The following is a 20,646-nucleotide window of genomic DNA, read 5'->3' on the forward strand; positions in this document are numbered from 1 at the left end:
AAGGAGACCGCCCGCGATGCCCGAAGTCCTCCAAGCCCCCCTCGTCCTCGAATTTCCCTTCACCCGTTCCCTCGGCCCCGTGCAGAGCGCGTTCCTCACCGGTCTGCGCGAGCGGGTCGTCCTCGGCGTCCGGACCCGCGACGGCAGGACGCTCGTCCCACCCGTCGAATACGACCCCGTCACCGCCGAGGAGATAGGCGAGTTGGTCGAGGTGGCCGCCACCGGCACGGTGACCACCTGGGCCTGGAACCACGAACCCCGCCGCGGGCAGCCGCTCGACACGCCCTTCGCGTGGGTCCTGGTCCGCCTCGACGGCGCCGACACCGCCCTGCTGCACGTCCTGGACGTGCCCGGCCCCGACTCCGTGCACAGCGGCATGCGGGTGCGGATCCGCTGGGCCGGGGAACGTACCGGTGCCATCACGGACATCGCCTGCTTCGAGCCGTACGACGGTGCCGGCGAGCGGCAGGACACGGGCCGCACCGGCGCGACGGAGGCCGCCGTTCACAGCGGCGAGTTCGAGAACATGGTCACGGGCATCGTGGCTCCCGCCCGCCTCGACTACACCTACTCGCCCGGCCGTGCCCAGTCCGCCTACATCGGGGCCCTCTCCGAACGGCGGACCGTGGGAGAGCGTTGCCCGTCCTGCCGCAAGGTGTACGTCCCGCCCAGGGGTGCCTGCCCCACATGTGGCGTGGCCACATCGGAACAGGTCGAGGTGGGTCCGCGCGGCACGGTCACGACGTACTGCATCGTCAACATCAAGGCGAAGAACCTCGACATCGAGGTGCCCTACGTCTACGCCCACATCGCCCTCGACGGCGCCGACCTCGCGCTGCACGGCCGGATCGCGGGCATCCCCTACGACCGGGTACGGATGGGCCTGCGTGTCGAGCCGGTGTGGAAGGAGGGTGCCCGCCACCCCGACCACTACCGGCCCACGGGCGAACCCGACGCGGAGTACGACACCTACAAGGAGCTGTTGTGACGCGTGAGATTGCCGTGGTCGCCTTCGCGCAGACCGACCACCGGCGTACGAGTGCGGAACTCTCCGAGGTCGAGATGCTCATGCCCGTGCTGCACGAGGTACTCGACGAGACCGGCCTGAAGACCGCGGACATCGACTTCACCTGTTCCGGCTCCAGCGACTACCTGGCCGGGCGGGCCTTCTCCTTCACCCTCGCCCTCGACGGGGTGGGCGCCTGGCCGCCGATCTCCGAGTCGCACGTCGAGATGGACGGCGCGTGGGCGCTGTACGAGGCCTGGACCAAACTGCTCACCGGGGAGGCGGACACCGCCCTCGTCTACTCCTACGGCAAGTCCTCGCCCGGTTCGGTGCGCGACGTCCTCACCCGGCAACTGGACCCGTACTACGTCGCTCCCCTGTGGCCCGACGCCGTCTCCCTCGCCGCCCTGCAGGCGCAGGCGCTCATCGACGGGGGAGTCACCGACGAACCCGCGCTGGCCGCCGTAGGTGCTCGCAGCCGGTCGGACGCGGGCGCCAACTCCCATGCGCAGCTGCGCGGTTCGGTTCCCCAGGGGGAGTACGCCGTACGGCCCCTGCGCACCGGCGACTGCCCACCCGTCGGTGACGGGGCCGCCGCCGTGATCCTGGCGGCGGGGGAACGCGCCCGGTCCCTGTGCGCGCGGCCCGCCTGGATCCGCGGCATCGACCACCGCATCGAGGCGCACGGCCTGGGGGTCCGCGACCTCACCGACTCACCGTCGGCCCGCCTGGCCGCCGAACGGGCCGGTGCCTTCGAACGCCCCGTCGACACGGCGGAGCTGCACGCGCCCTTCAGCTCGCAGGAGGTCGTCCTGCGCCGGGCGCTGAGGCTGGACGACTCGGTGCGCGTCAACCCGTCCGGGGGCGCGCTCGCCGCCAACCCGGTGATGGCCGCCGGGCTGATCCGCATCGGTGAGGCGGCCGCCGGCATCCACCGGGGCGAGTCCGACCGCGCCCTCGCCCACGCCACCTCCGGACCCTGTCTGCAACAGAACCTGGTCGCCGTACTCGAAGGGGATCCACGATGAGCAAGGAGCCCGTGGCCGTCGTAGGCATCGGCCAGACCAAGCACGTCGCCGCGCGCCGGGACGTGTCGATCGCCGGACTCGTCCGCGAGGCGGCCCAACGGGCGCTGGACGACGCCGAGTTGACCTGGGCCGACATCGAGGCCGTCGTCATCGGCAAGGCGCCCGACTTCTTCGAGGGCGTCATGATGCCCGAGCTCTATCTCGCCGACGCGCTGGGCGCCGTGGGCAAGCCCATGCTGCGCGTGCACACCGCGGGCTCCGTCGGCGGATCCACCGCCCTGGTCGCCGCCAACCTGGTCGCGGCCCGCGTCCACGGCACCGTACTGACCCTCGCCTTCGAAAAGCAGTCCGAGTCGAACGCCATGTGGGGCCTGTCCCTGCCCATCCCCTTCCAGCAGCCCCTGCTCGCCGGAGCGGGCGGCTTCTTCGCACCGCACGTGCGCGCCTACATGCGGCGCACCGGCGCACCCGACACGGTCGGCTCGCTGGTCGCGTACAAGGACCGGCGCAACGCGCTCAAGAACCCCTACGCCCACCTGCACGAACACGATCTCACCCTGGAGCGGGTCCAGGCCTCGCCCATGCTCTGGGACCCGATCCGCTACTCGGAGACCTGCCCCTCCTCGGACGGCGCCTGCGCCATGGTGCTCACCGACCGCGCCGGAGCCGCCCGCGCCCCCCGCCCGCCGGCCTGGATGCTGGGCGGCGCGATGCGCAGCGAGCCGACGCTCTTCGCCGGCAAGGACTTCGTGTCGCCGCAGGCCGGCAAGGACTGCGCGGCCGACGTGTACCGGCAGGCCGGCATCGCCGACCCGAGGCGGGACATCGACGCCGTCGAGATGTACGTGCCGTTCTCCTGGTACGAGCCCATGTGGCTGGAGAACCTGGGATTCGCCGCCGAGGGGGAGGGCTGGAAGCTCACCGAGGCCGGGGTCACCGAGCTGGACGGGGACCTGCCCGTCAACATGTCGGGGGGTGTCCTGTCGGCCAATCCCATCGGCGCCTCCGGCATGATCCGCTTCGCGGAGGCCGCTCTCCAGGTACGTGGTCAGGCCGGAGAACACCAGGTGGAGGGGGCACGCCGGGTGCTGGGGCACGCCTACGGCGGCGGATCCCAGTTCTTCTCCATGTGGCTGGTGGGCTCACAACGCCCCGACTCCTGAAAGGTCCGCCTCACGTGGCCTGTCGGCGTCAGGAACCGATCGCTAGGCTGGCCGCGGACGACGCAATCGGGAGGAGCAGGACGTGGCCGAGACCATCATCCAGCAGCAGCCGCTCATGGGCTGGGACAAGCCCGAGCTGGACCTCAGCAGCGCCGAGTGGCACTCGAGCAGCCGTGGCCGGGGAGATGTCCAGATCGCCTTTGTCGAGGGATTCATCGCGATGCGCAACAGTGGCCGCCCGGAAAGCCCTTCCCTGATCTTCACACCCGCCGAGTGGGGCGCGTTCGTCTCGGGCGCGCGTGAAGGCGAGTTCGACCTGACGTGACCCTCAGCCGGGGGGAGTGAACCGGCGGGCCGCTCCGGGACCTCCGGGCCGTCTCCCGCGGACACGGCCCCTCTCCGGGGACACGGGCTCGCACACCCTGCCGGGGCCGACGCCGAGCCGGGCCGGCCCCGGAGGGAAAGGGCCGTCCGTGCGCGGCGAGGACGCGCTTCCGGCGCCGCCCGAGGTGTGAGGCCACGTCTTCCCGCGCCTGCTCACGCCTGCCCGCGCCTGATCACCTCGTCGGGAGGCGGCGCGGCCCCTCACGGCCACAGCAGCTGCCTGCGCCACCCTTCACCGGCGCCGGGACCGGCACCCTCGGCGTCGCGGACGTACAGCAGTCGCGTGTGCCGCCGTTCCTTGTCGCCCTGCCAGAACTCGACCGACTCGGGCCGTACGGTGTGCAGGGTCCAGCCCGGCGCGACCAGGTCCGGTTCGGCCTCCAGCCGGGCCAGCGACTCCCGCACCGCCGTGTCACGCTCGGCGAGGTCCGCGAGCGGCTGCGACTGCCGGCCGAGCAGCGCCTCCGCGCGTGCCCCGGCGCCCCGCGCCAGGAAGTCCGCGGCACTGGCCTCGGCGCTCGCCGGTACGACGGTTCCGCGCACCCGCACCTGACGGGCCAGCTCGGACCAGTAGAACGTCAGCGCTGCGTACGGCCGTTCGGCGAGATCGCGGGCCTTGACGCTGCCGCCGTCCGACGCGAACTGCCAGCCGTCCGGTTCCACGCCCTTGAGGATCAGCGTGCGGGCCGTCGGGGCGCCGTCCGCGCCGGCCGTCGAGACCGTCATGGCGTGCGGCTCGCGGACGCCCGCCGCCACCGCCCCCAGCAGCCATTCGGTGAACAGCTCGGACGGTGTGTCCGGTGCGGCCGACGGGTCGAACGCGGGCAGCTCACCCGCGAACACCTCCAGGCCGCGCAGCAGCAGGCGCAGATCCTCCATCGACGCTCCCCTCCAGCTCTAATGGATAGAAGTGAAGCTATCATTAGCGGCATGCGGGACACGATCACTACGGACGCCCGGCTCGCCCTCGACCTCGCCCTGACCGTCCGGCACGACGGACACGGCGGGGTCGCCGACGACCTCACCGACCCGGCCGGCCTCACCGCCTGGGTCCACGCCCGCCCGGACACCGTGCCGGACGCCGCGGCCTTCGTCGCGGACGACACCGGCCTCACCGCCGTGCGTGAGCTGCGCGCCGCCGTCCGGGCCCTGTTCGCCCGCGCCGTGCGCCCCGGCGAGCCGAGCCCCGCCGACGCGGCCCGGCTGCTGCCCGTTCCCGAAGCGGTCGAGCGCCTCAACGCGGCCGCGGCCCGGACGCCCACCGTGCCCGTGCTGAGGTGGGCCGAGGGCGCCGAACCCGCCGTACACCGTCGGGCAGTCTCCGGCGCGGGCGAGCTGACCGCCGTCCTCGCGCAGGCGGCGATCGCCTTCCTCGACGGCCCCGACCGGCAGCTCCTGCGTGCCTGCCACGCGCCCCGCTGCGTGCGCTACTTCCTCAAGGAGCACCCCCGCCAGGAGTGGTGCAAGCCGTCCTGCGGCAACCGCGCCCGCGTCGCCCGCCACCACGAACGGCACCGCGACGCCGCCCGGGACGGTCGCGGTCAGTAATACGCGAACCGGGTCGCGCGACCCGCTCACGGCGTACGCTGAGGTCCCTGTAGGTCACGGTGCGTGCCCGCTCCCCGCGCGGGTGTCCCGCCGTGACAGGGGGTGCACCATGGGGCAGCGCAGCGCACGGAGCAGCCGGACGCTCCTCGAGCGCGACAGTGAACTCGCCGCTGTGGACGAGGCGTTGGCCGAACTCACCGGCGTGCGCGCGGACGGCGCCGCGCCGCGCGGCCGCCCGCGCGGCGCGCTCCTCGCCTTCGCCGGACGCGCCGGCATCGGCAAGACGACCCTCCTCACCGAGGTCCGCCGCCGCGCCGTCGCCCGCGGCTGCGCCGTGGTGTCCGCCCGCGGCAGCGACCAGGAGCAGCGCGTCGCCTTCCATGTCGCCCGCCAGCTCCTCCAGCCCCAGCTCGCCCGATCCGCGGAGACCGAACTGCGCGCCTCGCTGGGCAGTTGGTACGACATCGTCGGCCCCGCCCTCGGCCTGTGCGCCCCGACCGACGGCGCCCCGCCCGACCCCCAGGGTCTGCGCGACGGCCTCGACTGGGTGCTCACCCACCTCGCCGTACGGCACGCCCCGATGGTCGTCGTCCTCGACGACGCGCACTGGGCCGACCCTGAATCCCTCGGCTGGCTCGCCGCGTTCGCACCCCGTGCCGAGCAACTCCCGCTGCTCGTCGTCGTCGCCTACCGGCCCGACGAACTTCCCGACCACGCCGAGTCGTTGAGGGGACTGCCCGGCCGCGCCGGCGGCCGCCCCCTCGACCTGGAACCGCTCAGCGCCGTCGCCGTCACCCGCCTGGTCCGGGAGGCGCTCGGCGCACACGCCGACGACGCGTTCTGCCGCGAATGCTGGGCCGTCACCGCCGGCAACCCCTTCGAGGCGGTCGAGCTCACGGCCAAGGTGCGCGACCGCGGACTCAGCCCCACCGAACCCGGCGCCCACCTGCTGCGCGACCTCGCCGCCGCCGTCAAGGGCAGCGGCCTCGTCGCCCGCCTGGAACGCCTCGGCACCTCCACCGTCCGCTTCGCCTGGGCCTGTGCCGTGCTCGGCACCGAGATCCGGCCGCAGCTCGCCGCCGCCGTCGCCGGAGTCGGCCACGAGGAGGCCGCCGACGCGGCCGACGCCCTGCGTGGCGCCCGCATCCTCACCGGTGCCGAGACCCTGGAGTTCGTCCACCCGCTCATCGCCACCGCCGTCTACCGGGCCATCCCGGCCGGCGTACGCGTCGCCCTGCACGGCCAGGCCGCCTGGTGCGTCATCGACGAGGGGCAGGGTCCCACCGTCGCCGCCCGCCACCTCCTCGAGACCCACCCCGAGGGCGACACCTGGGTCGTGCGGCAACTGCGTGCCGCCGCCGTCGAGACCCTCCGCGCCGGGGCCCCCGACGCCGCACGCAGCTACCTCGCCCGCGCACTGCGCGAACCGCCGCCCTTCGAGGACCGGGCCGCCGTCCTGTACGAACTCGGCTCGGCCTCCCTGCTCACCGAACCCGCCACCACGGTCAACCACCTGCGCGCCGCCCTCGAGGAGCCCGTCGCCGACCCGGACCTGCGCCACCGCATCGTCTACCGGCTCTCCCAGGTACTGGCCCACAGCGACCGCCTCGCCGAGGCCTCCGACAGCCTCGCCCGCGAGATCCGGGTGACCGACGACGCCCGGGTCAGGCTGCGCATGGTCGCCGAACAGTTCATGTGGGACGCCTTCCGCGCCGACGAACCCGACCACCCCTCGCGCTCCCGCCGCCTCACCAGGCTCGCCGACCGACTCGCGGGCCGCGACCTCACCGAGCGGTACATCATCGGCCTGCGGACCTGGGACGCCGTCCTGCGCGGCGAGCCCGCCCCGGTCGCCCTCCAGCACGCCGAACGCGCCCTGGTCGGCGGTCTCGGCTGGGCCGAGCCCGACCGGGGATTCGAGGTGCCCGTACTGGTCGCCCTCGCCCACCTCTACTGCGACCGGCCGGGCCGCACCGAGGAACTCTTCGCCGCCGGCATCGCCGACTTCGAGCGGCGGGGCTGGCGCGGCGCCCACCTCTCCTTCGCGTACACCCTGCTCGCCTACGTCCGGTTCCGCCGCGGCCGGCTCGCCGAGGCCGAGGACTTCGTCCGCGCGGGCCTGCGCCTGGCCGCACGCGTCGGACCCGGCACCCCCGCCCACTGGTACGCCGTGGGCATCCTCATCGAGGTCCTGCTCGCCCGCGGCCGGGTCACGGAGGCCGCGCAGGTCGGCGACGACTACTTCTTCTGCGCGCCCTATCCGGCCGTCGTCGTCTTCCCCGACGCCCAGACCGTGCACGGCGAACTGCTCCTCGCCCGCGGCCTCGCCAAGGACGCCGTCGTGGAGCTGACCGCCGCGGGCCGCCGGCTCGACCCGCGCGGCGTACGCAACCCCTCCTGGTGCCCCTGGCAGCTTCACCTCGCCCGCGCCGAGAGCCACGAAGCCCCCGAACGCGCCGTCGCCACCGCCCGGGAAGCGGTCCACCGCGCACGCCAGTTCGGCGCACCCTCCGCCGTCGGCCAGGCCCTGCGCATCGCCGCGGAGGTCTCGCCGGGCCCGGAGCGGGTGAAGCTGCTGGAGGAGTCGGTCGCCCACCTCGAACGCTCCCCGGCCGCCTACGAGCTCGCCTGCGCCCTGGTCGCCCTCGGCTCCGAACTGCGCCGCGCCGCCCGCCCCGCGGCGGCCGCCGAACCCCTCTACCGGGGACTCGACGCGGCCGTGCAGTGCGGCGCCGACGGTCTCGTCGAACAGGCCCGGGACGAACTCGCCGCCGCCGGCCTGCGCCCCCGCCGCCTGCACAGCACCGAGACCGACACCCTCACCGCCCGCGAACGCACCGCCGCCGCCCTCACCGCCCGCGGCCGCACCGACACCGAGATCGCCGGGGAACTCCGCACCGACGAGCACACTGTCGTACGGCTGCTCTCGGCGGTCTGCAGGAAGGTCGGCACGGACCGTACGGGGCTGGCGTCGGCGTTCGCCGAACAGACCCCGGGCGCCGCCGACGGATCCCTGCCGCGCTGAGCGGAGATCCGTCGGCAACGCCTGGGGCGCCCACACGTCACGCAGCACTCCCGGCCACGTACCATGGCCGCATGTCGTTCCTCCGCCGCCGCAGTGCCACGCCCGCCGGGCCTGAATTCGACGTCCTGGCCATGGACCCGGGCGACTGGCCCGGCAACCTGGGCGCCGGACTGCTGCCCGCCCCCGACGGCACCTGTCAGGGCGTGTTCCTGCGCTACGACCTGTTCGGCGGCCGCGGCCCCGCGATGATCATCGGCAATCTGCCGGAGGGCTCCCCGGCCCGCGACATCGCCGAGACCGAGGTGCCCTTCGAGGTGGCGCAGCTGCTGCTGGCCCTGGAGAACGACGAGGAGGTCACCGTCGTGGGCACCGAGGACATGCCGGTGATGCAGGGCGACAACCTGCTGATCGTGCGGCGCCTCAAGCTTTCCGAGGGCCGGATCTCCTGCGTGCAGTTCGACCGCAGTGACAACGTCCTGGTGACCATCGCCGCCTGGGACCGCCCCATCACCGACGACCTGTACGCCCTGCTGAAGCCGCTCCCCGCGGAGCTGTTCCAGCAGGGCTGAGGCGATCAGCCGGCCGACGGCACCGCCCGCACGTCCGCCGCGCGGACGAACGCCACCCGGTGGCCGAACTGGATCTCGTAGTAACGGTCCTGGCCGATCACGACCTGATGCGAGTCCGTGCCGAAGGTGACCGCGTAGTAGTACTCGCCCGGCAGCTCGTCGCCGACCGCGTACCGCTGCCCCTCCAACAGCTTGTACGGCAGCGGGGACACCGCCTGTACGGGCACCCCCGCCGGATAGGCCGACGCCTCCGGATAGGCGCGCCCGTACACCGGGACACTGGCGAGACCGTCCTTGGGCGTGACGACCAGGCCGGTCGCCCGCACCGCCGTCGGCGCGGCCGCCGGATTCTCGAACCAGGCCTTCTGCCCGAGGTACCAGATCGCCGTCCAGTCGCCGTCACGGTCGGCGACCGCGTACTGCTGGCCGGTGGAGACCCGGGAGGACAGGTCGTTCACCCCGGTGGTCGGAGTGGTGCCCAGCCCGATGTCCTTGATCAGCGGGTAGGTGTCACCGGGCCCCGAGTACAGCCGCACCTCGCCCGACCCGTGCGCCGCGCACGGCACACCCGCGGTCGCGCAGCCCGTGTACACCGGCTGGTTGCCGGCGTAGTCGGGGCGGATGGTCACCAGCCCGCCCTTCTTGCCGGCGCTCGCCTTGATCGGCCGCCCCAGCAGCTCGAAGTAGTGGCGCCAGTCCCAGTACGGGCCCGGGTCGGTGTGCATCCCGGGAACCGTCGAGGTCGTAGGGCCCGGCACGGTGTCGTGCCCGAGGATGTGCTGCCGGTCGAGCGGGATGCCGTACCGCTTGGCGAGGTACTTCACCAGCCGCGCCGACGACCGGTACATCGCCTCCGTGTACCAGGCGTCCGGGTTCGCCAAGAACCCTTCGTGCTCCAGGCCGATCGACTTGGCGTTGACGTACCAGTTTCCCGCGTGCCAGGCCACGTCCCTGGCCTTCACATGCTGGGCGATGTGACCGTCCGTGGAGCGCAGCGTGTAGTTCCACGACACATAGGTGGGGTCCTGCACCAGGTTGAGGACGCCGTTCCAGGCGCCCTCCGTGTCGTGGACCACGATGTACCTGATGCTCTGCGAGGCGGGACGGTCGCCGAGGTCGTGGTTGCCGTAGTCGCCGTCCCCGAACTCCTCGTACGGTGCCGGGATCCACTCGCAGGACACCGACGAGGGGCACTCGGTGTCCCCGGCCCTGGGGGTCCGCAGTCCCGTCCGCCGCAGCTGGGAGGTATCGGGGGCCAGTCCCGGCTGTGCGGCCAGGGCGACCCGCTGCCCCGTGTCCGTGACGCGTGTCTCGCCGGAGCGCAATACCGTGTACACGTCGTCGGCGTACGCCGCAGCGGTCGCGCTGTCGTCGGCGCCCGAGAACCGGGCCACCGCGCCGTACCAGTCCGCCGGGTCCTCGCTCGTCGGCTCACCCAGGTCCTTCTGGGCGGCCGCCAGCAGCGCGGCACCGCCGGCCAGGTTGGCGGCGGGATCGGTGCGCAGGGACTCGGGGCTCAGCCCGGTCAGTTCGGCGGCCTTCGGCAGGGTCGTGAGGCGGGCGGGCAGTTCGGAGCTCGCCGGGATCTCCGTGACGGGGTGCAGGGGCGCGCGGGCACTGTCGCCACGGGCGTCCTCCGTGGCCTCGCTGTGGTGCGGGGCCTCGGCGAGCGCGGTGCGGGCGTCGGTGAGGTGCATCGGCCCGTAGCCGCCGGTGACGCTCGGCGCGCCGGCGTGGGTGTCCCAGCGGGACTGCAGATAGGAGACGCCGAGCAGGACGCTCTGCGGGACGTGGTACTCGGCGGCCGCGGCGGCGAACGCCGGCTGAAGCCCGCCGGCGGAAGTCAGGGCGCCGGAGGGGGCGGCGCCGGAGGGGGCGGCGCCGAGCAGCGGCAGCAGCAGGGCGGCCGTCGCGAGAGCGCCGGCGGTGGTGCGGGCGCGTCTGTGACCGGGGGTGCGCCGGGGGTCGGGAACGGATCCTCGCAATGCGGCCTCCTGGGACGGTCGAGCGTGACGGGGCGTGCGGAGCCGAGCGGTGGGTCAGTGCTATCGGCTTACCGACGATCCGTCAATCATGCCCAGAGGCAGACGATTTCCCATGTCAAGGCGGGCGCGGAGGAGTTTCGTGGCGGCGGCTTCCGGGCCTGCGCGGCGTCAGTGGCGTACACCAGTGGCTGCCCGTCGGGGTGTTCCGCCGGACACGTACGAAGGCCCGCGGTGCGCCGTTCTCACGGACACACCGCGGGCCTTGCCCCCTTCAGCGAGTGCCGACCGCCGCGCGTACGGCCCGGCGGGCCAGCTGGCAGTCGTCGTGCAGCCGCCGCAGCAGCAGCCGCTGCTCCTCGCCGGACGGCGCAGCACCCGGCTGGGCCGTTCCCGGTGCCGCCGGGGTCATGTCGTGCATCGAACGCTGCACGGCCGTCTCGTAGGTGCGGATCTCGCGGGTCAGGACCAGCATCAGGTTCACCAGGAACGCGTCACGCGAAGCCGGGCCCGCCGACTGGGCGATCTGACTGATCTGGCGCCGGGCCACCGGGGCGTCCCCGAGGACCGACCACAGCGTCGCCAGGTCGTAGCCCGGCAGGTACCAGCCCGCGTGCTCCCAGTCCACCAGCACTGGACCGGCCGGTGAGAGAAGGATGTTCGAGAGCAGTGCGTCGCCGTGGCAGAACTGGCCCATGCCCTGCCGGCCCGCCGAGTGCGCGATGCCGTGCAGGAGCTTTTGCAGGTCACCCATGTCCCGGTCGGTGAGCAGTCCCAGTTCGTGGTAGCGGGAGATGCGGGCCGCGTAGTCCAGGGGGGCGTCGAAGGTGCCGGCCGGCGGACGCCAGGCGTTCAGCCGGCAGATCGCACCGAGTGCCGCTCTGATGTCCGCGCGCGGCGGCGTCTCGGCCGGGTGCCGCTGCAACGCCGCCACCCGTCCCGGCATCCGCTCGATGACGAGGGTGCAGTTGTCCGGATCCGCCGCGATCAGCCGGGGCGCCCGCACGGGCGGGCGGTGCCGGACGAACGAGCGGTATGCAGCTATCTCGTGCCGGATGCGCTCGGCCCAGGCGGGGGAGTGGTCCAGTAAACACTTGGCGACAGCCGTGCTGCGTCCCGTCGTCCCGACCAGGAGCACGGAGCGTCCGCTGCGGCGCAGCACCTGCACCGGGGCGAACTCCGGACAGATCCGGTGCACCGACGCGATCGCCGTACGCAGTTGGGCGCCCTGTGGGCCGGACAGGTCGAGTCTCCCGCTGAGCGGTTGGGTGCCGAGCCCCGGCACGCGCCGCGTCCGGCCGGCGCCACCGAGTACGGGGGCGGCCGGACGTGCGGGGTCGAGATAGGGGCCGCCGCCACCCGGGCGGGGGTGCAGCGGCCGGGGCGGGGCGGACACGGAGGACGATGCTGTGTACATGGGCGAGACAGATCCCTTCGTGTGCCTGCGACGTCATGCGCTGCCCGGCCCGGTCTCCCCGGTACACCCTGGGGAGTGTCCCTCGGCGACCGGGTCGGGGTGGCGCGTTCCTACCTGACACCCGTTGCCCAGTGGCACACCATCTGGCGCACCCTGGCGAACCCTGGCGAATAGTCGCCCGGCAACTTGCACCGGGCTACATTCAACTCAGCCGAGAACCTGGGGGCTTGACGTGAGCGGACAACCCAACACTCGTCTCTCGGACCTGTTCGGCCTGACCGGCTGGTCCAAGGGTGAACTCGCGAGGATGGTCAACAAGCAGGCGGCGGCGATGGGCCACCCCCAGCTGGCGACCGACACCTCCCGGGTACGGCGTTGGATCGACACGGGAGAGATCCCGCGAGATCCGGTGCCGCGGGTGCTGGCGGCTCTGTTCACCGAGCGTCTCGGCCGTGTCGTGACCATCGAGGACCTCGGTCTGGTCCGGCACGGGCGTACGGGGAAACGGCAGGACGCCGGGAGTGTGGAACATCCCGACGGTGTGCCGTGGGCGCCCGAACGGACTGCCGCGGTCCTCACCGAATTCACGGGAATGGACCTCATGCTCAACCGACGCGGCTTGGTGGGCGCGGGTGTCGCGCTCACCGCAGGATCCGCACTCAGCAGCGCCATGTACGACTGGCTGCACACCGACCCCACGCTCCGGTCCGACGCTCCCGCGTTCGACGATCCCCTGCACGCCGACCCCGCCGGGTTCGACCGCTACGAGGCCGCCCCCATCGGGTCGCAGGAGATCGAGGAACTGGAGCGCTCGGTCGAGGTGTTCCGCGCCTGGGACGCGGCCCGCGGTGGCGGGCTGCAGCGCAAGGCGGTGGTGGGCCAGCTCAACGAGGTGGGCGGCATGCTCGCCTACCGTCACCCCGACCATCTCCAGCGGCGCCTGTGGGGCGTCGCCGCCAACCTCGCCGTCCTCGCGGGCTGGATGTCGCACGACGTCGGCCTGGAGCCCACGGCCCAGAAGTACTTCGTCATCGCCGCCCACGCGGCCCGTGAGGGCGGTGACCGGCCCCGGGCCGGGGAGGCGCTCTCCCGGGCGGCCCGTCAGATGGTGCACCTGGGCCGGCCCGACGACGCGCTGGACCTGATGAAGCTCGCCCGGTCCGGCTCCGGCGCCGCGGTGCTGCCGCGCACCAGGGCGATGCTCTACACCATCGAGGCCTGGGCACAGGCGTCCATGGGCAAGGGCCAGGCGATGCGCCGCACCCTCGGGCAGGCGGAGGACCTCTTCGTCTCCGACCGGGGCGACGTACCGCCGCCGAGCTGGATGCAGACCTTCAAGGAGGAGGACCTGTACGGCATGCAGGCCCTGGCCTACCGCACGCTGGCGGAGCACGAGCCGGGCGCGGCCGCGCACGCCCAGCACTACGCGGAGAAGGCCCTGGCCCTGCGAGTCGACGGACGGCAGCGGTCGAAGATCTTCGACTTCCTGTCGATGGCCTCGGCCTGCTTCATCGCCGACGACCCCGAACAGGCGGACCGGTACGCCCGGTTGGCGCTCATGTCGATGGGTTCCAACTCCTCGCACCGGACCTGGGACCGGTTGCGCCAGATGTACCGGCTCACCGCCGAGTACTCGGGCTACCCCAAGATCCACGAACTCCGGGAGGAGATCAGGGTGGCGCTGCCGAAGCCGAAGGGGGGAACCGCACGCGCCTAGGAAAACGGCCGTCCGTGATCGCGCCGCCTCCGCGCCGGTGGATGGACCGGTGAGCCCGGAAGGTCGCTACGCGGTCACCCTGGCGACGAGCACGCACGCGTCGTCCTGGCGGTCCGCCTCGCCGAACTCCTCCACGACCATCCGTACACAGTCCTGCGCCGTGCGGGCCCCGCCGAACCGGGGGGCCAGGCCGAGAAGGCGGCGCACCGCCTCGGTGCCTCCCCCACTCTCGGCTTCGCTCGAGCGGGGGGACCCCCATCGTCCGGGCACCAGTCCGTCGGTGTGCAGCAGGATCAGGTCGCCCACTTCGAGGGCTTCCTCGGCCTGCTCGTACACGGCACCCGAGGTCGCGCCGAGCAGCACGCCGGCCGGCGCGTGCAGTCTGCGCCCTGTCCCGCCGCGGTAGAGCAGCGGGGCGGGGTGTCCGGCCTGCGCCCACACCAGGGTGCGGGTCTCGGGCCGGTAGCGGCCGCACACCGCGCTGCCGAGGGCCGGTTGCACGGTGGCGTCGAGTAACTGGTTGAGCCAGGCCATCAGTTGGCCGGGCTGGGTACCCGCCATCGCCATGCCGCGCACGGCGCCGAGCAGTGTCGCCATGCCGGAGGTCACCGCGACGCCGTGTCCGGTGAGGTCGCCGACGCTGAGCAGGGTCTCGCCGTCGGACAGTTCGAGCGCGTCGTACCAGTCCCCGCCGATCAGCGCGCCGGCCGACGACGGCAGGTAGTGGGCCGCGAGGTCGAGTGTCTCGGGACCCTGGTGCGGAAGTCGCAGAGAGCCGCGCCACGGCGGCAGTACGGCCTCCTGCAGTTCGACCGCGATCCGTCGCTCGGTCTGCGTCCGGTGCCGGTGGCGCTGGAGCGAGTCGTGGGTCTCGCTCACCGCCCGCTGACTGCGGCGCAGTTCGCTGACGTCGCGCAGGACGGCCCACATCGAAGCCGTACTTCCGTCGGCGCCGAGCACGGGCTCGCCCATCATGTGCACGGTGCGTACGTCGCCGTCCGGGCGCAGGACGCGGAACTCGCCGTCGATGGGCCGGGCGTCGACGAGGCAGTCGGTCACCATCGACGTCAGCTTCGGCCGGTCCTCGTCGAGTACCACGGACGGCAGTTCGTCGAGGGTGAGTGGCGGAGCGGCGGGGTCGCGGCCCAGGATCTGGTAGAGCTCTCCGGACCAGCCGGCCTCGTCCGTCAGGAGATTCCACTCCGCGCTGCCGACCCGGCTGAGCAGTGAACCGCGCGCGGGTGGGGGCGGCTCGGTCTCCCGGGCGGGCAGGGTCTCGGGTGCGGGGGGCGCGGACGGCGGGCCGTCCCGCAGCAGCCCCAAGTGGGCGTCGAGATCGTTGAGTTGGTGCAGGGCAAGGTCGCACAGCGCGCGCTGCCAACGCTCCTGCGGGTCCGATTCGTCGCTCTGCGCGTCCCGTCGTACGGCGTTCACGTCGCCCTTGAGTCGTCTCGCCTGCGATATGAGCGCGTCGACCGAGCCGCGGCCCGGCGGCTGGGCGGATGAGCGGTCCGCGGAGAGATGGGACGACATGCGCACTCCGATGGAGGGGACGGTACGACCAGGACTGACGGAGGGACCGTTACGACTGTTGCACAGCGCGCGACGGCCTGTAAGGGATTCGGCAACACACGATGGGCTGGTGCTTCTGGCATATGCCACAGTCTTCACAGAGCGAACGCGGTCGTACGCTCGGCGTAGTCGTTGTCGTGGGCAAGTCGTAGGCGGCGTACGTGACTTGACGGGCCGGAGGGGTGGCCGGAGCGGCATTCATTTGTGTGTTCGACGGCTCTGTGTTCTAGGGAGCATGGCATACGCGGCGCGGGCCGGGCCAGGGCCGCGACAGGGGTGACGGGCGCGTGCGGGGGGAGGTGGGAGCCGGGTGGCGGGAGTCCGCTATGGGAGTGATTAGTATGGTTGATGTTTTTATGTGCTCTCACAAGTGACGCAGGTCACATAATTCGTGCCGGGTTCGGCGTAATGCGAGGGGCCCCTTCGAGCTCGTAAAGGCACACGGCGCAACCGGCCGACCTCTCACCCGTAGCGGAGACCGAGCATGGACATCACCCTCACGCAGCCCGCCCGCGCACGTCTGATCACGGCGGAGGACCAGGAGCTGCCCGTCCCCGCCACTCTCCGTTATGCCTCCGGCGACCCGCTGGCGGTGCATCTCGACTTTCCGCCCGAGGTGTCGCTGGACGGCGAGGGAGTGACCTGGACCTTCGCCCGCACCCTGCTCGGCGAGGGACTGGACGGGCCGGCTGGAGGCGGTGATGTGCACATCTGGCCGTGCGGCCGTTCCCGGACGGTCCTGGAGTTCCACTCACCGCTCGGCCTGGCCCTGCTCCAGTTCGACACACCCGCCCTGCGCCGCTTCCTGCTGCGGACCTACGCGGTCGTGGCCAACGGCGAGGAGGAACTCGACGCGGCCGTCGACCGCGGCCTCAACTCCCTCTTCGGCGGTGTCTGAAGCGCACGGCCGGCGCCGGCTCGCGCACCGCGTGTCAGCGGCCGGTCCCGGCGTGGAGTTCCGGGCGTGGGGCGAGGGCGACGGGCGTGCGGGTGCCGCCGCTCTCCAGTGAGCGGACCCCGGCTTCGGCGACCACCGAGGCCGCGTAGCCGTCCCAGGCGCCGGGGCCGGTGACCCGGCCGTGCCGGGTGGCGTCGACCCATGCCTGCACCTCCCGGTCGTAGGCGTCCGCGAACCGCACGAGGTAGTCCTGCGGCACCTCCTCGCGCGCCGTTCCCCGCGTGGTCACGAGCATCGAGTGGTCGTCGCCGATCCTGGCGCTGCCCGTCTCGCAGACGGCCTCGCAACGGACCTGGTAGCCGAAGCCGCAGTTGACGAAGACCTCCACGTCGACCAGGGCGCCACCCTCGGTCTCGAACAGCACGAACTGCGGGTCGAGCAGCCCCTCGGGCGCGCCGGACGAGGAGCGCGGACGCAGCGCGGTCACCGCGGCCACCTCCTGCCCGAGCAGCCATCGGGCCGCGTCGATCTCGTGCGAGACGGAGCTGTCGATCAGCATCGCGGAGGTGAAGCCCGGCGGGGAGGAGACGTTGCGGTGGGTGCAGTGCAGCATCAGCGGGCGCCCCAACCTGCCGCTGTCCAGCAGGGACTTGAGCCGGCCGTACTCCGCGTCGTAGCGGCGCATGAAGCCGATCTGCGCCAGCCGCCGGCCGAGCCGTGCCTCCGCCTCCACCACGCGCAGCGCTCCGGTGGAGTCGGGCACCATGGGCTTCTCGCACAGCACCGGGAGCCCGCGGGCGAACGCCGCGAGCAGCGCCTCCTCGTGCGCGGGGCCGGGCGAGGCGATCAGTACCGCTTCGACGCCGGGCGCCCCGAGCGCCGCCTCGACCTCCGTGTGCACCGAGACACCCGACAGGCCGGCCACCGCCTCCTTCGCCCGCTCGGCATCGGGGTCGGCCACGGCGGCCACCCTGGCCCCGCTCACCACCCGGTCCAGGCGACGTATGTGGTCGGCTCCCATGTGTCCCGCACCCAGTACGGCCACGCCCAGCAGGTCACCCACGTGTGCACTCCCTCTTCGGCGATCGTCCCGCCGTAGCGTAGACCGCGCGGAGAGGGCGACTCTCAGAAGCGCAGCACCCCCGCGATACCGCTTGCCTCGGCGAGGACACCGTCCGGTACGAAGCGGACGTCGGCGCCGGTCTCCAGGCACTGTTCGACGATCTCGTCCACGATGTCCTCGCGGGCGTCGAGGTCGCCGCTCAGAGCGGGGGTCAGGTGGTCGCCGCCGTCGTCGCGGACCGTCACCCGGTAGTTCTCCTCGACCGCCAGCAGTCGGACGCGGCCCTCGCGGGCGCTTCGCCAGACCTCGTCGACACCGGCCGCGAAGGACTTGCGCCCACGGGCCGACTCGAGTTCCCGCGCCACCGCGTCGGTGTTCTTGCGGGCCTCGGCGGCGATCATCGGCCGCACCGCCTGCGACACGGCCTCGGCGGACCCGTGGGCGAGCCCGCCGTGCGGGACGTGCACCGCGTCCCGGGTGACGCCGCCGACCTCGTCGAGTGCGGACAGTGCCGCGGTCTCTCCGGTGACGTACATCGGGCGCGGGTCGCGGCGCAGGACGGCGGCCATCGCGATGTCGGCCTCGCGCAGGAAGTGGCGGGTGTCCTCGTCACGGAAGGTACTGGGCAGGTCGCCGATCCGTTCCTGGCGCTCGGCGTCGAAGTTCTGCCGCTCCCTGACGAGGGGGAAGCCGCCGGTGTGGTGCTCGGCGACCCGGTCCGCGCCGCCGCTCCACAGTGTGACGCGGTCCGCGGACACCGACAGCACCCAGAACGGCCGCTCGGCGGCCTGGGCGGAGACGAGGTTGCGGGTGAGGAACGTGTCCGAGAGCACCACACGTTCCGGCACGGTCCTGGCGAGGGACCACACCTGGTGCTCTCCCGGCGCCGCGAAGATCACCAGACCGTCCTCGGAGTGCGCCAGGTCGACCTCGGCGAGGGCCTGGTCGAGTTGGCGGACGACGTCGAGACGTCGTTCCCGGGGGACCGCGGGGTCGGACTCCAGTTGCTTCTTCGCCTCGGCCACCACGTTGCGCAGCCGGACCGGATCCTGGGCGTTCTCGGGCTCGCGTCGGTGGGTCGGCGTCAGCACGGACACCGCGGGATAGGGGCGCGGGCGGCGCAGCTCGGTGAGGGTCGTGTGACTGAGTGCGTGCTCCATAAGAGCACCATAGGACCGATTCACCGATCGGGCACTTGGGGTAAACGGGGCGGCCATCAAGGGCACTTCATCGGCACTTCATTGCCGATCTTGTCGCGCGTGCCGACCCCGCCCGGGCCGTCGGATCGCGGACGTGCCGCGAGGCACGGAACGCCGGTCTGGACGCGCCGGTCTGGACGCGCCGGTCCGGGGCGATGCTGTGGTGACGGTGGTCGGGCGCGACGCTGTGGTTACGGTGGTCGGGGGTGTTGCTGTGGCGACGGGGGCGGGTGTGGGCGGGGGATGGTCTGGCGACGGGGGGCCCTCGACGCCGGTCTTCGGCCGCGGGTGCGGAGGGGCGGGTACGACGCCGCGCGTACGGCTACGCGGATTCGGCGGCGCGGGTACGACACGGCCGCGACGACCTGGGTACGGCGGTTCCTCGACCTCCTCGCGCCCGGGCGTCACCTGTCGTCGTCGTCCGGCCCGCAGGAGCTGCCGTCGGCTGGCAGGGAGCCGTAGAGCAGGAACGCGTCGACCTTGCGGTGCACGCACTTGGAGGACGCGTAACCGGTGTGGCCCTCGCTCCTGTTGTCGAGCACCACGGCCGAGTCGCCGAGCCGCTCCGCCGTCTCCACGGTCCAGCGGTACGGCGTCGCCGGGTCGCCGCGCGTGCCCACCAGGAGCATGTCCGGCCCGGGCAGGTCCTTCACCTCGTCGCGGATGTAGTCGGTGCCCTTGGGGCGGCCGTAGCACATGAGTACCTCGGTGAGCCGGTAGCGGCCGAACACCGGTGAGGCCTTCTCGTATTCGGCGCGCAGCCGGCCGAGGTTCCTGGTGATGGTGTCGGCGTCGGGGCGGTCGGGGTCGTCCGCGCAGTTGATCGCCATCAGCGCCGCCGAGACGTTGTCGAGGGGGATGTCCTCGTCGTCGGCGAGGTCGCCGTCACCGTCGGCGCGCAGCACCGCGCCGCCGCCGGAGAACGCGAGAATGCCCTGCGTGTCACCGTCCTCGACCAGGTCGGCGAGCGCGCGCTCCAGCGAGGGCCACAGCTCGCTGCTGTAGAGCGCCTGGCTGATGGAGCCCACCAGGTCCTGCCCGGTGAAGTCCTGCCCGAAGTCGGTCGGTACGGGATCCTCGTCGAGGGAGTCGACGAGCCGCACGACCTGCTCGCGGGCCATGCGCGGATCCTGGCCGAGCGGGCAGGCTATGTCCTTCACGCACCAGTCGACGAAGTCGTCCAGCGCCGTCTGCTGTCCCGTCGCTCCGGCCACCCCCTGCTCGGTCAGTGGCTCGGTGAGCGTGTCCACGCCGTCGAGCACCAGCCGCCCGACCTTCTTCGGGAACCGGGCCGCGTACACCGCACCCAGCCGGGTCCCGTAGGAGAAGCCGAGGTAGTTGAGCTTCTTGTCGCCGAGGGTCTCGCGCATCACGTCCAGGTCGTGTGCCGAGTCGACCGTGCCGATGTGGGGGAGTACCGGTCCCGAGTGCTTGGCGCACTGGGCGGCCGCCTTCTCCAGCTTCCTCAGCACGGCCCGCGGATCGGCGTCGAGATCCGTGCTGTCGTCCGTCGCGTCCGCGGCCTCCTCGGTGCCGTCGCCGCAGCTGACCGGTGAGGACCTGCCGACGCCGCGGGGATCGAAGGTCACCACGTCGTAGTCCTTGGTGAGATCCATGAACTCCTTGCCGCCCGCGGCGAGTGCGTTGACACCGGCGGCGCCGGGACCGCCGAAGTTCAGCAGCACCGAACCTCTCGGCTTGCCGGTCGCCCGATAGCGGGCGAGCGCCAGGTCGAGGGTGCCCGCACGCGGCTTCGCGTAGTCGAGGGGCACGGTGACCTTGCCGCACTGGAGATCCTTGGGCATCTCCGCGCCCGCGCATTTCGACCACGTGACCTTCTGGTCGTAGAACCGGGAGAGGTCGGGGTCGGAGCCGTCGGCGACGGCCGTGGGCAACGCCGCGCCGAGCAGGGTGAGCCCGATCGCACCGGTGAGCGCGCAGCGCCGGATCGTGGGCCGCGCCGACAGCTTGGCCTGCATGAATGCCTCCATGAGCGCCCGCCGTGGACCGGGGGACCGGCGCCCTCGCTCACGATAGGCGGCCCCCACGGGCCCCGCCTCTGGACGAGCGGGATC

The 20,646-nt window shown here is 72.6% G+C and carries 16 protein-coding genes; 9 read left to right on the forward strand and 7 right to left on the reverse strand.

Features of this window, described 5'->3' with window-relative positions:
* Window positions 1-16 precede the first annotated feature (16 nt).
* From OG985_RS40420 to OG985_RS40435, 4 genes are all read left to right on the forward strand, one after another.
* On the forward strand, window positions 17-988 hold the full coding sequence (locus OG985_RS40420) for a Zn-ribbon domain-containing OB-fold protein (RefSeq protein ID WP_371673355.1): 972 nt from the start codon (window positions 17-19) through the stop codon (window positions 986-988).
* Entirely contained in the window at window positions 985-2,034 is a 1,050-nt protein-coding gene (locus OG985_RS40425) for a thiolase domain-containing protein (RefSeq protein ID WP_371673356.1), read from the forward strand. Before OG985_RS40420 ends, OG985_RS40425 begins: the two co-directional genes overlap by 4 nt.
* Window positions 2,031-3,197: a thiolase domain-containing protein gene (locus OG985_RS40430; protein WP_371673357.1), complete on the forward strand. Its 1,167-nt coding sequence runs from the start codon at window positions 2,031-2,033 to the stop codon at window positions 3,195-3,197. The genes OG985_RS40425 and OG985_RS40430 overlap by 4 nt, the downstream gene beginning before the upstream one ends.
* Before the next feature lie 82 nt (window positions 3,198-3,279).
* Window positions 3,280-3,522: a DUF397 domain-containing protein gene (locus tag OG985_RS40435; RefSeq protein ID WP_371673358.1), complete on the forward strand. Its 243-nt coding sequence runs from the start codon at window positions 3,280-3,282 to the stop codon at window positions 3,520-3,522.
* Window positions 3,523-3,782: 260 nt separating this feature from the next.
* Here the strand turns inward: OG985_RS40435 and OG985_RS40440 are convergent, their stop codons facing one another.
* Window positions 3,783-4,460, reverse strand: coding sequence for a pyridoxal 5'-phosphate synthase (locus OG985_RS40440; protein WP_371673359.1), 678 nt, complete (start codon window positions 4,458-4,460; stop codon window positions 3,783-3,785).
* Between the two features lie 51 nt (window positions 4,461-4,511).
* Between OG985_RS40440 and OG985_RS40445 the strand changes: the two genes are divergently transcribed.
* From OG985_RS40445 to OG985_RS40455, 3 genes are all read left to right on the forward strand, one after another.
* Window positions 4,512-5,129: an ABATE domain-containing protein gene (locus OG985_RS40445; RefSeq protein ID WP_371673360.1), complete on the forward strand. Its 618-nt coding sequence runs from the start codon at window positions 4,512-4,514 to the stop codon at window positions 5,127-5,129.
* Window positions 5,130-5,238: 109 nt separating this feature from the next.
* Window positions 5,239-8,154, forward strand: coding sequence for an AAA family ATPase (locus OG985_RS40450; protein ID WP_371673361.1), 2,916 nt, complete (start codon window positions 5,239-5,241; stop codon window positions 8,152-8,154).
* A gap of 71 nt (window positions 8,155-8,225) precedes the next feature.
* A complete protein-coding gene (locus OG985_RS40455; RefSeq protein WP_371673362.1) occupies window positions 8,226-8,723 on the forward strand; it encodes a hypothetical protein in 498 nt (165 codons plus the stop codon).
* Between the two features lie 5 nt (window positions 8,724-8,728).
* On the opposite strand, the gene OG985_RS40460 is transcribed toward OG985_RS40455, so the two are convergent.
* Window positions 8,729-10,708 (reverse strand): N-acetylmuramoyl-L-alanine amidase, encoded by a 1,980-nt coding sequence (locus OG985_RS40460; protein ID WP_371673363.1) that lies wholly within the window; start codon window positions 10,706-10,708, stop codon window positions 8,729-8,731.
* 271 nt (window positions 10,709-10,979) lie between these two features.
* Window positions 10,980-12,122: an aminoglycoside phosphotransferase family protein gene (locus OG985_RS40465; RefSeq protein ID WP_371673364.1), complete on the reverse strand. Its 1,143-nt coding sequence runs from the start codon at window positions 12,120-12,122 to the stop codon at window positions 10,980-10,982.
* A gap of 232 nt (window positions 12,123-12,354) precedes the next feature.
* On the opposite strand from OG985_RS40465, the gene OG985_RS40470 reads away from it, so the two are divergent.
* Window positions 12,355-13,839, forward strand: a complete 1,485-nt coding sequence (locus OG985_RS40470) for a hypothetical protein (RefSeq protein WP_371673365.1) — start codon at window positions 12,355-12,357, stop codon at window positions 13,837-13,839.
* A gap of 66 nt (window positions 13,840-13,905) precedes the next feature.
* On the opposite strand, the gene OG985_RS40475 is transcribed toward OG985_RS40470, so the two are convergent.
* On the reverse strand, window positions 13,906-15,372 hold the full coding sequence (locus OG985_RS40475) for a PP2C family protein-serine/threonine phosphatase (protein ID WP_371673366.1): 1,467 nt from the start codon (window positions 15,370-15,372) through the stop codon (window positions 13,906-13,908).
* Window positions 15,373-15,895: 523 nt separating this feature from the next.
* On the opposite strand from OG985_RS40475, the gene OG985_RS40480 reads away from it, so the two are divergent.
* On the forward strand, window positions 15,896-16,309 hold the full coding sequence (locus OG985_RS40480) for an SsgA family sporulation/cell division regulator (protein WP_371673367.1): 414 nt from the start codon (window positions 15,896-15,898) through the stop codon (window positions 16,307-16,309).
* 34 nt (window positions 16,310-16,343) lie between these two features.
* Here OG985_RS40480 and OG985_RS40485 read toward each other — a convergent pair whose 3' ends face one another.
* From OG985_RS40485 to OG985_RS40495, 3 genes are all read right to left on the reverse strand, one after another.
* Window positions 16,344-17,372, reverse strand: a complete 1,029-nt coding sequence (locus OG985_RS40485) for a Gfo/Idh/MocA family protein (protein WP_371673368.1) — start codon at window positions 17,370-17,372, stop codon at window positions 16,344-16,346.
* Window positions 17,373-17,434: 62 nt separating this feature from the next.
* Entirely contained in the window at window positions 17,435-18,532 is a 1,098-nt protein-coding gene (locus OG985_RS40490; protein ID WP_371673369.1) for a chemotaxis protein, read from the reverse strand.
* 443 nt (window positions 18,533-18,975) lie between these two features.
* Entirely contained in the window at window positions 18,976-20,550 is a 1,575-nt protein-coding gene (locus OG985_RS40495) for an alpha/beta hydrolase (protein ID WP_371673370.1), read from the reverse strand.
* Window positions 20,551-20,646: the final 96 nt, after the last annotated feature.

This window comes from Streptomyces sp. NBC_00289, from assembly GCF_041435115.1.
Taxonomy (GTDB): domain Bacteria; phylum Actinomycetota; class Actinomycetes; order Streptomycetales; family Streptomycetaceae; genus Streptomyces.